Origin of the sequence: Dyadobacter sp. LHD-138, assembly GCF_030929615.1 — a bacterium.
In the GTDB taxonomy this organism is placed as follows: Bacteria; Bacteroidota; Bacteroidia; order Cytophagales; family Spirosomataceae; genus Dyadobacter.
In genome coordinates this window covers 75,152-88,401 of sequence record NZ_JAVFVU010000004.1, presented here as the reverse complement: position 1 = coordinate 88,401, position 13,250 = coordinate 75,152, and the positions used below count along the sequence as shown (strand labels likewise).

12 protein-coding genes are annotated in these 13,250 nt (G+C 43.4%); 7 read left to right on the top strand and 5 right to left on the bottom strand.

All coding sequences use genetic code 11. From position 1 onward, the window contains the following. The first annotated feature begins 38 nt into the window (after nt 1–38). Nucleotides 39–713: a hypothetical protein gene (locus RB622_RS03170; protein WP_308045055.1), complete on the top strand. Its 675-nt coding sequence runs from the start codon at nt 39–41 to the stop codon at nt 711–713. Between the two features lie 53 nt (nt 714–766). After that, nucleotides 767–1,147: a preprotein translocase subunit SecG gene (secG, locus tag RB622_RS03165; RefSeq protein WP_308045054.1), complete on the top strand. Its 381-nt coding sequence runs from the start codon at nt 767–769 to the stop codon at nt 1,145–1,147. A 146-nt stretch (nt 1,148–1,293) separates the two neighbouring features. Here secG and RB622_RS03160 read toward each other — a convergent pair whose 3' ends face one another. After that, nucleotides 1,294–2,001, bottom strand: coding sequence for a hypothetical protein (locus tag RB622_RS03160; protein WP_308045053.1), 708 nt, complete (start codon nt 1,999–2,001; stop codon nt 1,294–1,296). A 232-nt stretch (nt 2,002–2,233) separates the two neighbouring features. Here RB622_RS03160 and groES point away from each other — a divergent pair, with 232 nt between their 5' ends. Together groES and groL are read left to right on the top strand one after the other, a co-directional pair. After that, nucleotides 2,234–2,530, top strand: a complete 297-nt coding sequence (gene groES, locus RB622_RS03155) for a co-chaperone GroES (RefSeq protein ID WP_308045052.1) — start codon at nt 2,234–2,236, stop codon at nt 2,528–2,530. 53 nt (nt 2,531–2,583) lie between these two features. Further along, on the top strand, nt 2,584–4,215 hold the full coding sequence (groL, locus tag RB622_RS03150) for a chaperonin GroEL (RefSeq protein ID WP_308045051.1): 1,632 nt from the start codon (nt 2,584–2,586) through the stop codon (nt 4,213–4,215). 331 nt (nt 4,216–4,546) lie between these two features. On the opposite strand, the gene RB622_RS03145 is transcribed toward groL, so the two are convergent. Beyond that, entirely contained in the window at nt 4,547–5,209 is a 663-nt protein-coding gene (locus RB622_RS03145) for an ABC transporter ATP-binding protein (RefSeq protein ID WP_308045050.1), read from the bottom strand. 88 nt (nt 5,210–5,297) lie between these two features. Here RB622_RS03145 and sucC point away from each other — a divergent pair, with 88 nt between their 5' ends. Continuing rightward, entirely contained in the window at nt 5,298–6,521 is a 1,224-nt protein-coding gene (gene sucC / locus RB622_RS03140) for an ADP-forming succinate--CoA ligase subunit beta (protein ID WP_254411659.1), read from the top strand. A 959-nt stretch (nt 6,522–7,480) separates the two neighbouring features. On the opposite strand, the gene RB622_RS03135 is transcribed toward sucC, so the two are convergent. From RB622_RS03135 to RB622_RS03125, 3 genes are all read right to left on the bottom strand, one after another. Continuing rightward, the gene (locus RB622_RS03135) at nt 7,481–8,812 is read right to left on the bottom strand and encodes a GntP family permease (protein ID WP_308045049.1); all 1,332 of its coding nucleotides are present in this window, start codon (nt 8,810–8,812) and stop codon (nt 7,481–7,483) included. 37 nt (nt 8,813–8,849) lie between these two features. After that, nucleotides 8,850–9,998, bottom strand: a complete 1,149-nt coding sequence (locus tag RB622_RS03130; protein WP_308045048.1) for an acetylxylan esterase — start codon at nt 9,996–9,998, stop codon at nt 8,850–8,852. 104 nt (nt 9,999–10,102) lie between these two features. After that, the gene (locus tag RB622_RS03125; RefSeq protein WP_308045047.1) at nt 10,103–10,978 is read right to left on the bottom strand and encodes a diacylglycerol kinase family protein; all 876 of its coding nucleotides are present in this window, start codon (nt 10,976–10,978) and stop codon (nt 10,103–10,105) included. A 47-nt stretch (nt 10,979–11,025) separates the two neighbouring features. On the opposite strand from RB622_RS03125, the gene RB622_RS03120 reads away from it, so the two are divergent. Together RB622_RS03120 and RB622_RS03115 are read left to right on the top strand one after the other, a co-directional pair. Then, entirely contained in the window at nt 11,026–12,033 is a 1,008-nt protein-coding gene (locus tag RB622_RS03120; protein ID WP_308045046.1) for an App1 family protein, read from the top strand. A gap of 9 nt (nt 12,034–12,042) precedes the next feature. Next, entirely contained in the window at nt 12,043–13,203 is a 1,161-nt protein-coding gene (locus tag RB622_RS03115; protein ID WP_308045045.1) for an aminotransferase class I/II-fold pyridoxal phosphate-dependent enzyme, read from the top strand. Nucleotides 13,204–13,250 lie beyond the last annotated feature (47 nt).

The following is a 13,250-nucleotide window of genomic DNA, read 5'->3' as shown; positions in this document are numbered from 1 at the left end:
CTAAATTATTATTCCAAAAATTAAAACTGAGCGATTTAATGGCAATCGTTGATAAAGAAACGTTTAGTCGTTTGGTAAAATATCCGAATGACCTTGATTTAGCGGTTATCCCCAGGCTTGAAGCGACCATCAAGGCATTTCCCTATTGTCAGATCTCTCATTCGCTGTTGGCCAAAGCTGCACAGCTTAGTGAAGATCAGTTAAACGATAGTACACCGCGTGCTGCTGCTTACGCCCTGAGCCGCATTGCGTTGCAGCAACTGGTTGAAGGAAAATATAAAACGTATGACCGTGTTGCTGAGCAGGAAACGGATGTACTGATAGCAGAACCAGCCCCTGCGACTGAAGATATTCTCGAAACAATTCAGTCCATCGAAGTAAAAGCACCGACAGCTTCCCAGATATCTGAATTGCAGAAAAAACAGCAGCAGATCATTCAGGGTTTTATCAAAAACAACCCAAGAATGGGGCCGATCAGACAGGACAATACTAGCGAGCTGCCTGCGCTGGACCTGACCGGACGGGTGGCTCAAAATAATTCTTCGGAATCTTTTGGAGGAGGAATTGAAACAGAAGCATTTGCCAAAATTTTGATTCGTCAGGGCAAAACTGACAAGGCAATTGACATATATCAAAAATTGATTTTGAAAAAACCAGAAAAAAAGGATTACTTTGCGAAAAAATTAAGTGAATTGATCCATAACCGATCCTAGCTTTCACTGACTTATTAATTGCGTATTCATTCATTCTATATTATATACAAGGCATGTATTTGGGTTTGATTATTCTGGTTGCGATCATCGCAGTATTGTTGATTCTGGTAGTATTGGTACAAAATTCAAAAGGAGGAGGTCTTTCCAGTGAATTTAGCGGAGCGGGTACTGCGCAAATGTTTGGTGTAAAAAAAACCACTGATTTATTAGAACAAATCACCTGGGGATTGGCAGCTGGTATTATCCTTATCTCATTGGCTTCGTATGTTATTGCGAGCGGAGGTTCTGCTGACGCTGGTACGATTAACAGTGTGAACATTGAAAAAGCACAAAACACAGTAATCCCTGGCGCTAAATTGCCAGCAGCTCCAGCACCAGGCGCAACGGCTCCGGCAGAAACAGCACCGGCAGCTCCTGCGGATACGACGAAATAATAAAAACGTAAAGTTTTATGTATAGCTGATAAAGACAGATTAATCTGTTTTTATCAGCTATATTTTTTATGCGACAGCTCTGATTTAATGGATTAGAATATTTCCAAATCCAGGCCGACCGCTGATTGCCGACTACCGAAAGCCATTTAAGCCACGTTCATCTGCTTCACCATAAGCCTTTGCACGACCGGCAGCAAAGTTTCCTCCAAAGGATAATCGTATTTTGATTCAACCACATAGGTGGCTGGATTAGGCCAGGCCTGAAATTTCCTTGTCAGGTCAATTTTTATCTGCTCGATTGTCGTACCTATGGAAGTACGCACCGAATCAATCAACACTGTTTTCAAATATCTTTCCCGCATTTCATTGTACAGCGCCAGCTGATAGCGGAAAATTGTTACCATTCTTTCATAACTATTCAGAAAAAAAAGATAACCTTCTTCAGTTCTCAGCGGAACAATACCAACGGGCGAAATTTTAATGTTTTCCCCAACCTCCGAAAACCGGTCAACGCCCTCATTCATGGTTTGGGAAAATCGTGGAATCGCAAAATCAAGAATATCATTCAACTCGGAAAGATATACGTCGTCATACAACGTATCTTCATAGACCAGTTTTGCAGCAGACATATCCAGTCCTTTTAATGTTTTTGGAAAAGAATTCCTGATTGCATTCTTGTTGGACTGCAAAAGCGTGCATGTTTCCAGGTGTAATTTCAAATCCTGTAAAGAAGGATAAAGGCGGTTGGAGGTAAACTCGCCGTTAATGTGCTGAAGATAGTCCAACAGCACATATTTTTTGTACTCAAAATCAAAAATACCTTCTGTCAACCAATCATCATGAAGTTTCGTCATTGTGTCCAGCGGTTTGATCCTGATAAAATTTACTCAATTCCGGCGACATTTCAAACACTTGTCCTTACCTGACATACAAATTAATGCAAAATTCATATTCTAGCTCGTTTACATACAAAATTGTCATGCACCTCCTGAAAAAATGTCAGCACATAGGTGCTGGCATAGATTGTGCTTTATAGTGGCAGGTCATATCAATTACTGACAACTTAAAAATAAACGCTTAATATCTATGTCAACTTTAGCAGAAATACAAGTGAACGTACAACCTCTGGCTGACCGTGTTCTTGTAGAACCAGCCCCAGCCGAAGAAAAAACAGCATTTGGTATCATTATCCCTGATACTGCAAAAGAAAAACCACAACGTGGTACAGTAGTGGCAGTTGGCCCTGGCAAAAAAGATGAGCCTATGACCGTTAAAGTAGGAGACACCGTATTATACGGAAAATATTCAGGTACTGAGTTGGCATACGATGGCAAAGATTGCCTTATCATGCGTGAATCAGATATCTATGCCATCATTGGTTAGTCTTCTGACACCTTCAGTAATAAAATCTTAAAAAATTAAAATCAAAAATTAGAATGGCTAAGAAAATATTTTTTGACATTGAAGCCCGCGATAAAATAAAAAAGGGTGTTGACACTTTGGCTGACGCCGTTAAGGTTACATTGGGACCTCGTGGTCGTAACGTTGTTATCGACAAAAAATTCGGTTCACCTAGCATTACAAAAGATGGTGTAACGGTTGCGAAAGAAATCGACTTGAAAGACCCTATCGAAAACATGGGTGCGCAATTGGTTAAAGAAGTAGCTTCTAAAACTGCTGATTCCGCGGGTGATGGTACTACCACTGCAACAGTATTGGCTCAGGCTATCTACTCAATCGGTGTTAAAAACGTAGCGGCGGGTGCTAACCCAATGGATTTGAAACGCGGTATCGAAAAAGCGGTTTCTGCTGTTGTTAAAAACCTTGAAGCTCAGAAAAAAGATATCTCTACTTCAAAAGAAATCGCTCAGGTTGCTACGATTTCAGCAAACCATGACGAAGAAATCGGTAACATGATTGCTGAAGCGATGGAAAAAGTAGGAAAAGAAGGCGTTATCACTGTGGAAGAAGCGCGTGGTACTGAAACAGAAGTTAAAACTGTTGAAGGTATGCAGTTCGACCGTGGATACCTTTCTCCATATTTCGTAACCAATACAGAGAAAATGGAAGCTGACCTTGAGCGTCCATTCATCCTGATCTCTGAGAAGAAAGTTTCTTCTATGAAAGAACTTCTTCCTGTATTGGAAGCAGTTGCTCAAACAGGTCGTCCTTTGCTTATCCTGGCAGAAGATGTTGACGGAGAAGCGTTGGCTACTTTGGTAGTAAACAAAATCCGTGGCGCCTTGAAAGTTGCCGCTGTTAAAGCACCTGGTTTTGGTGACCGTCGTAAAGCTATGCTTGAAGACATCGCGATCATCACGGGTGGTACTGTAATTTCTGAAGAACGTGGTTTCAAATTGGAAAACGTTACCTTGGATTACCTTGGTACTTGCGAAAAAGCAATTATCGACAAAGACAACACAACATTGGTGAACGGTGCTGGAAATTCAGAAGATATCCAGGGACGTGTTAACCAAATCAAAGCACAGATCGAAAACACAACATCTGATTACGATCGTGAAAAACTTCAGGAACGTCTTGCTAAATTGTCAGGTGGTGTTGCCATCTTGTACATTGGTGCAGTGACAGAAGTTGAAATGAAAGAGAAAAAAGACCGTGTTGACGATGCATTGCACGCAACCCGTGCTGCGGTTGAAGAAGGTATCGTAGCAGGTGGTGGTGTTGCTTACATCCGTGCAACTGCTGCTCTTGAAGGCTTGGTTGGTAACAACGAAGACGAAAACACAGGTATCAACATCATCCGTGTTGCTCTTGAAGCACCATTAAGAACAATCGTTTCTAACTCAGGTCAGGAACCATCTGTTGTGGTTGCGAAAGTGAAAGAAGGAACAGGTGCTTACGGTTACAATGCGAAAGACAACGTTTACACAGATCTTTTAGAAGCTGGTATCATCGATCCTAAGAAAGTTTCACGTCTTGCTTTGGAAAATGCGGCATCTATCGCAGGCTTGTTGTTAACAACAGAATGTGTAATTGCTGACGAACCAGAAGAAAACGCTGCACCAATGGGTGGCGGACACGGCGGTGGAATGGGCGGCATGATGTAATCATCCCCAAATCATATAGATTAGGCAAAAAAATAGCCGTTCGGAAAATTCCGGACGGCTATTTGCTTTACTCAACGTTATGAAAATCTCCAACCCTTAGGAAATCGATATTTAGACTGGCCTTTCCGGGAGAAGTCACAGGTCTTCAAAAAAATATTTCCTTTATTTTTTCTTTTTCATACGGCCATATAAAAAAATGACCGTCCGAAATCTCCGGACGGTTATTCACTTTACTCAACGTTATGAAAAACTTCGCTCTTATGACGTGATCATCAAAGTGAAGTCACATGTAAAACGAAAAATATTAACAATTTGTTTATTTTCTGTTTTGTTATTTCAATATTTTCCCGTCTTGCATCACAATGCGTCTGTCAGCCATTTCCGCCAGATCTTCATTGTGTGTCACAATAATGAAAGTATGACCGAGCTCATCCCGTAGCTTGAAAAATAACTGATGCAGGTCCAGTGCATTCTGGGAATCCAGGTTACCACTGGGCTCATCGGCCAAAACAATCGTGGGCTTGTTTAATAACGCTCTGGCGACAGCCACCCGCTGCTGCTCTCCACCGGAAAGCTGGGAGGGCAAATGATCCATTCTGTCCGACAGGCCTAACAAACCCAATAACTCCTCTCCTCTCCTTTTGATTTCCTTTTCGCTAAGGCCTGCGTTAATATATCCTGGCATACAGGCATTTTCCAACGCTGTAAATTCCGCAAGCAGATTGTGAAACTGAAAGATAAAACCGATCTCCTCATTCCTGAATTTTGCCAGCTCTTTATCACCCAAAGAAGATATTTTCGTATTACCAATAAATACTTCTCCCTCGTCGGGGCGGTCGAGCGTACCCAGAATATGCAGCAGTGTACTTTTACCGGCACCTGACGCGCCAACGATCGCCACGACCTCTCCGCTATTCACCTCAATATCTATTCCTTTCAAAACTTGTAAGGCGCCATACGTACGCTTTATTCCTCTGGCCTGAAGTAAATTCATATTATGAAAAGATAATTAGGTAAAAAGTTACCCCCGTTTTGATTAATTCCTTAATTTGCCGTGAAAATACCAATTTACTTTTATACTCATGAATATTCACGAATATCAAGGCAAAAGTGTCCTGAAAAAATACGGTGTACGTATTCAGGAAGGACTCGTTGCCGACACCCCTGACAAGGCGGTGGAAGTCGCCCGTGAGATTAGCCAGCAAACAGGTACCAAATGGTATGTGGTTAAATCACAAATTCACGCGGGTGGGCGTGGTAAAGGCAGAATTGTAGGCAGCGAACAACGTGGTGTCGCCCTGGCCAAATCTGTTGAGGATGTACGTACAATATCGAATAACATTCTGGGAAAAGTACTTGTTACGCACCAGACTGGCCCTGAGGGAAAGCGTGTAAACAAGGTTCTTATTGCTGAGGACGTTTACTATCCAGGTCCTACGGAGCCAAAAGAATACTACCTTTCTATCCTTCTTGACAGAGGCAGAAACTGTAATGTCATCATGGCAAGTACAGAAGGTGGTATGGATATCGAGGAGGTTGCTGAGCACACTCCTGAAAAAATCATGAAAGAGTGGATTGATCCACGTGTTGGTTTACAACCATTCCAGGCTCGTAAAGTTGCTTTTGCACTGGGCTTGGAAGGCGACGCTTTCAAAGAAATGGTTAAATTTATCACTGCTCTTTACAAAGCCTACATTGAGAGTGATTCAGCGATGTTTGAAATCAACCCGGTTTTAAAAACATCTGATAATAAAATTCTTGCCGTGGATGCAAAAGTTGATTTGGATGACAACGCTTTGTACCGTCACCCGGATCTTGCAGAAATGCGCGATACCAACGAAGAAGATCCTTTGGAAGTAGAAGCAGGCGCTAATAACCTGAACTATGTGAAACTGGACGGAAACGTCGGTTGTATGGTAAACGGTGCAGGACTAGCCATGGCAACAATGGACCTTATCAAGCTTTCAGGCGGCGAGCCGGCCAACTTCCTTGATGTTGGAGGTGGAGCGAACGCACGTACCGTAGAAGCAGGTTTCCGTATCATCCTGAAAGATCCAAACGTTAAGGCAATCCTTATCAATATCTTTGGTGGTATCGTACGTTGCGACCGTGTTGCATCAGGTGTCGTTGAAGCTTACAAAGCGATCGGCGAAATCCCTGTTCCAATTATCGTTCGTTTACAAGGAACCAACGCTGAAGAAGGAGCCCGTATCATTAATGAATCAGGCTTGAAAGTTTCTTCTGCTATCGAATTTAAAGAAGCAGCTGCCAAAGTTTCAGAAGTATTGGCTGAACTGGGCGTTTAATTCTTTCAATCGTTGTAACGAACATGGCGGCTCTAACGGGTCGCCATTTTTGTTATGGGTTATTTTTCCGAGGGAAGTTATTTCGGTGCGCTGCACCTTAGGGGATCGATTTTGCTTCTTCTTTCTACAAATATTCCGGTGCCCCGCACCTTAGGGGATCGATTTTACTTCTTCTTTCTACAAATATTCCGGTACCCCGCACCTGAGGAGATCGATTTTACTTTTTCTTTCTACAAATATTTCGGTGCCCCACACCTGAGGGGATCGATTTTACTTCTTCTTTCTACAAATATTCCGGTGCCCCACACCTTAGGGGATCGATTTTGCTTCTTCTTTCTACAAATATTCGGGTGCCCCGCACCTGAGGAGATCGATTTTACTTCTTCTTTCTACAAATATTCCGGTATCCCGCACCTTTGGGGGGCTATTTTTGCTTCTTCTTTCTACAAATATTCCGGTACCCCGCACCTGAGGAGATCGCTTTTTCTTTCTACAAATATTCCGATGCCCCGCACCTGAGGAGATCGATTTTGCTTCTTCTTTCTACAAATATTCCGGTGCCCCGCACCTGAGGAGATCGATTTTACTTCTTCTTTCTACAAATATTCCGGTACCCCGCACCTGAGGGGGGCTATTTTTGCTTCTTCTTTCTACAAATATTCCGGTACCCCGCACCTGAGGGGATCGATTTTGCTTCTTCTTTCTACAAATATTCCGGTGCCCCGCACCTTAGGGGATCGATTTTACTTCTTCTTTCTACAAATATTCCGGTACCCCGCACCTTTGGGGGGCTATTTTTGCTTTTTCTTTCTACAAATATTTCTTTGCTACGCACCTTTAAGTCGGTACCACTTCAACGGCCCATGGTGCAGCGCACCAAAATATTTGTAGAACAATAACCCTACCAAAGAAACATTAGGTGCATAGCACCGAAATAAATCATACACGACAATCCTTTTTTAAACCAATATAAAATACAAAATAACCGTCGTTAAAAAACTGACAATCCCCTGTAACCCTGTCAGGATGGTATGCGTCCGGTAAGTATCTTTTGCCGAAATACCCGTGAATTGAGAAACCACCCAAAACCAAGCGTCATTTGTATGGGAAACAACCATCGCACCACTTCCCGCAGCCATCACCAATAAAGTAATCTGGATCGGTGTCACAAAACCCAGCGTAGCCAGTAATGGCGCAATGATACTGGTTGTCAGCACCATGGATGAGGTTGTGGATCCCTGCGCCGTTTTGAAAAAAGCAGCGATCAGAAACGTGATGATCAGTAAAAACACGCCAGACATTTCATTTCTCGTCAGCCATTCACTCACCATTTCTTTTAGAGAGGTTTCCTTTAAAATAGCACCAAAAGCACCACCGGCACCCACCAAAACCAGTGTCGTACCGCAGTGTTCAATACCGCTTTTAAAACAGGATATCATTTTCTCCGCCGACTTTTCCGGGAAAAGTGAATAACTGAAAAAGATCGCCAGTAAAAATGAAACCAGCGGACTGCCAAAAAAGCTTGTCCACCGGATCAGGTTATCCGGAAAATGTAATATCCTTGCGAAGGATGCCAGCGTTATCAACAGGATCGGAAGCAGAATGGGCATAAAAGCTTTCCAGGCCGGTGGCAGTATCCGCTCATGAAAGGCATGAACTTTCGCTGTTGGGTCTTCTATAATCGGGACATCTTTGGCATATCTCGCGGCAAACCAGGTCGATAGAAATAAACTTGGAATTGAAACAATCAAACCGATCAGAATGACCAGCCCGACAGAATCTGCTATGCCCAAATTGCCCGCTGCCGAAAGCGGTCCTGGTGTGGGCGGCACTAACGTATGCGTAGCAAAAAGTCCACCAGAAAGTGAAAGCGCCACCACAGCCAGGGGTTTATTGGTCCTTTCAGCCACAACCTGGTTTAGTTTATGTAAAATGATATAACCAGAATCACAGAAAACGGGAATTCCCACGATTGCACCAATGACCGACATCGCAAAAGCCGGCCGTTTTTCTCCAAACAATTTCAGGATCACATCCGCCACTTTTATTGCCGCACCCGACTGATCCAGAATTGCCCCGATAACACAGCCCAAAATAACCATCAACCCGATTTTGGACATTAACTCTCCAAAACCTTTCCCGATTGTTTCCGCCAGTTTATCAATCGGTAACCCGGCAAATATGCCAACACCCAAAGCCGCCAGCAAGAGGCCGGTTAACGGGTGCATTTTTAAAATCGTTGAACTTAAAACAATGAAAACAATAGCCAGAAAAACAATCAGAATGATCATACAAATACCTTTACAGAAAGCGGAATGGTGTCAAAAATTATAACAGTTTTAAAACTGCCTCATCGCCCATCACCGCATTCGCCGGCCTTGGATGTTCCGCGTTGAAGACGGCCAGATCTTTTTGTTCCAGCACTTTGGACGGGCCTTCATCCACATTCCCCTGCGCATCCGAAACCGCTTTGATATCCAGATTCAGATGTTTTGCCATAAAGACATACATGGCTTTTCGCTTATTCGGGCCGTAATCATGTTTTTCATCCGGCAAATGCACGTTTTCAACCAGGTTTTGTTTTCCATACAGCGCATAAATTTTCTGCATGAATGGAAATTCCACGGTGGGTGTATTTTTCGTCCAGTCGTCTCCGTCCGAAGTTAAAAGCATAGGACGCGGCGCCGTGAGTGCCGCAATTTCTACGTTGTTGGTCTGATAATCTCCTTTTTTATGAATCGGCATGCCGCTTTCACAAACACATCCGCCGAAAAAGTGCGCTGAAACCATTACCGTTGGCGCTGTCACTTTTACACGCTGATCCAGGGCCGCTAACAAAAATGTCTGCGTTCCCCCACCCGATTCACCCGTTACTGCAATGCGCTGCGGGTCAACACCAGGCAATGAAATCAGGAAATCAATTCCCCTGGTTGCATTGATCGTTTGAAGTTTCAATGCCTTCGAAAACTTGTGTTCGGTTTGTTTTGAATCCCCTTGTCCCGCCATATCCAGCACAAAAACGACTGCTCCCATACGTGCCAGTGTTGCACAGCGCTTCTGGGTTTGTTCCCGGAAACGTCCGTGCGGATTTTCACCATGCCCATGCGGACATAATATTCCGGCATAGGATTTTTGCTTTTTTATCGGACGGTATAGATTTCCCGTCACATAAATGCCCGGTAAACTTTCAAACGCAACATTCTCGACCGTGTAGCCATCCATAACCCGTTTGCTATGGATGATTGGGGCCGATTTCGGTTTGGCTGGCATCGTTTCCAACGCCATACCCGCTCTGATGTGTGCCCTGATTTTCTGCGCGCGGGCTTCCCAGGCTACTCTGCTTGCCGGTACGTGGCTATCAAGAAATGCTTTTCCTTCTGCCTCTGTGAAGTACGCGCCCTGGCATAACTCAGGTTTTTGCGCGTAAGCATTGAATGCAAGCGTAGATGCAAATAATATCGTTGTTAAAGTTTTCATTTTCAGGATTTATCTTTTTGCCAATTAACCTGAAAAGGCAAGCCAACAGTTTGGACTACTGTTGGCTTGTTACTAAATATTAATAAAATTAGAGATCCCGGATTTCAGGGAATCGCGATCCGCACAAACCCTTTCAGAATCGAGCTGTTCAGTTCTTTCACTTCTCCCTTATACTCCCCATCCACCTGAAAATGTACTTCCCTGTCCAGGCATTCTATTTTAGCACTTTCAACAGACAATACTTCCATCACATCATGGTTAAAATCTGCGTTCCCGGTTAAAAACTTGGCGGTTTCAAAGAAATCGATCCGCTTGGCAATCACCAGTTCAAAAAGCCCGTCTGACATATCCCCAAAAGGATTGATACTGATTCCGGTACCGTATTTTTTCGCATTGGCAATAATGACAACCAACGCTTCTGTTTCCAAAACAGTGCTTTCGGTGGTTATACGCACACGAAAATTCTGGTGTTCATTAAGCGTTTTGAACATTTCCAGTACATAACCCATTTTTCCGCGCATATCTCCGTTTTCGTAATTTTTTACCAGAAGCGCATTCAGACCAATATCGCTGAGATGCAAGCTTATTTCATCATTGATCCTGACCGCGTCAATAGGTATCGATTTTTCCCCGAAAGCCACCTCAATCGATTCCTCGATAGAAGAAGGTAGTCCAAAGTCCGCCGATAAACCATTGGCAGAACCTGCGGGAATAATACCGAAAGTAATGTTGCTGCCCGTAATTGCCTCGGCTACCATGGAAATCGTGCCGTCGCCCCCGGCAACCAAAACCCGGCTGGGGCACAGATTTTTTACCAGTTTCCTTATCTCGCCCAAATCATCAAAACCGGTTGTGGAAAAAATAGTTAACACATAGTCATCCTCCTCAGCTTTTTCCGCCACTTTTACAAGAATTTCCTCTTTATCCCGGTTACCGGATATCGGGTTTACAACTAACAAAACTTTTCGTTCTGAAAACATATTGTCTAATTTAGGCACTTCAAGTGCATAAGGGTAAAGGTAAGAATATGAAACGATGCGACTTAAAATTATACCGGGGCTACGCAAATAAAAATGAATTGGTTGTTTTTGGACACATCGTTGAGAAATATCCTCTCGGAGACCACAAATATACCCGCAAAGGTTTTCGGTACGCACGGACCATTATTCAGTTGTTTTCAATAAAAACCATACCAAAATTAAGAGTTATCCTTCGGGTTGGCTCCGTGGTTGCTGAAACACATGCAGAGGAAGACGGCTATTTCAGGTTTCAAGTCCCTTTTAATGAGCCGCTCGAAGGTGGCTGGCATCCTTATGAGGTGAGCGTGGACGATCAGGTGGGCAGGCACAAATATCACGTAACACGCCAGGAAGAATTTTTTCTTCCTTATACAAGTTCCTACGGGATCATATCCGACATTGATGATACTTTTTTAATATCCCATAGCCGCCGGTCCTTCAAAAAGTTATTTGTGCTGCTCTCTAAAAACGTTCAGGCGAGAAAACCTTTTGCCGATGTGGTTAAGCACTATCAGCTGCTTTCACTCGCCAGCCCTACCAATCCGATACATCCAGCCAACATTTTCTTTTACGTTTCCAGCAGTGAATGGAACCTGTATGATATGATTATCCGCTTTGCAGAACTGAACGGATTGCCCAAAGCAGTATTGAAATTAAAAAAAATAAAGTCGGGACTGGATGATTTTATCATGACAGGTTCCGGTTCGCATGACCATAAACTTCGTAAAATCCAGAATATTGTCGAATTTTACCCCGAGTTACAATTTATCCTGCTTGGAGACGACTCGCAGAAGGATCCGGAAATCTATGAAGAAATTTGTGGAATGTTCGCAGCCAATATCAGAGCTGTGTACATTCGGCAAACCCGGACAAGGAGTAAATCCGCCACAACGCTGCTTTTAAAGAAAATTCAGGAACGGGGTATTGATACCTGCTACTTCTCACACAGTAACAAAGCCATTATCCATTCCCTTGAAACCGATATTGTATTTCGACACCCAACTGAAAATAATTAAATTAAGTAAATGGACATTTCCTACATTCTGAACGAGCTTGGTGAAGACCGCAGTCAATATTTTAACGCTGTTTCTCCGCCCATCGTGCAGACTAGTAATTTCGCTTTCAACACCTTTGAAGAGTTACGTAATGCTTTCGCCAACGAAGAATCTGCCTTTTTGTACTCGCGCGGCAAAAATCCAACAGTAGATATCCTCAGTAAAAAACTCGCCGCGCTGGACGGCGCCGAAGATGCCCTGGTTTTCAACAGCGGAGCTTCGGCAATTTATTGTTCGGTGATGGCCAATGTCAAATCCGGCGACCATATCATCTCCATCAAAAAACCATATACCTGGGCAACGAGGCTTTTTGACAATGTGCTAATACGTTTTGGCATCGAAACTACTTACATCGACGGCACAAAAATTGAAAACTTTGTAAACGCACTCCGCCCCGAAACGCGTATTATTTACCTGGAAACCCCCAATACACTGACCTACGAATTACAGGATCTTCAGGCCGTTTCCCAGCTCGCCAAAAGCCACGGTATTATTACCATTGTTGACAACAGCTACTGCACACCAATTTATCAAAAACCACACGATTTCGGCATTGATCTAAGCATTCAATCCGGGACAAAATACCTTGGCGGACACAGCGATGTACTTGCCGGTGTGTTAACCGGTTCCCAGGAAATGCTGAAAAAAATATTCAATGAGCAGTTGTTAAACACGGGTTCAGGTATTTCACCTTTTAACGCCTGGCTGGTTTTGCGTGGTTTGAGAACATTGCCCATGCGTCTGGAACATATTTCCAAATCGACGGTAAAAGTGGTCGAATATCTAAAAAAACACCCTAAAATTGAGAAAGTACTCTTTCCTTTCGATGAAGATTTTCCACAGTTGGAATTAGCACATAAGCAAATGAAAGGTGCCTGCGGCCTGTTGACGGTTGTTTTAAAAGCCAATTCCCTTGAAGTAATCGAAAAATTCACGTATTCTTTAAAGCATTTTCTCGTCGCGGTTTCCTGGGGCGGGCATGAATCGCTGATCTTGCCACAGGCCGGCGGACTGGCACCCGAAGATTTCGATGTCAATATTGAACTTCACCGCATGGCACGTATTTATATCGGTTTCGAAGATCCTGATTACCTGATCAGTGACCTGGAACAAGCTCTGGAAGTGTTGTAATAATCGTTATTCTTCACCGGAAAGCCATTATTACATGTAACTTACTG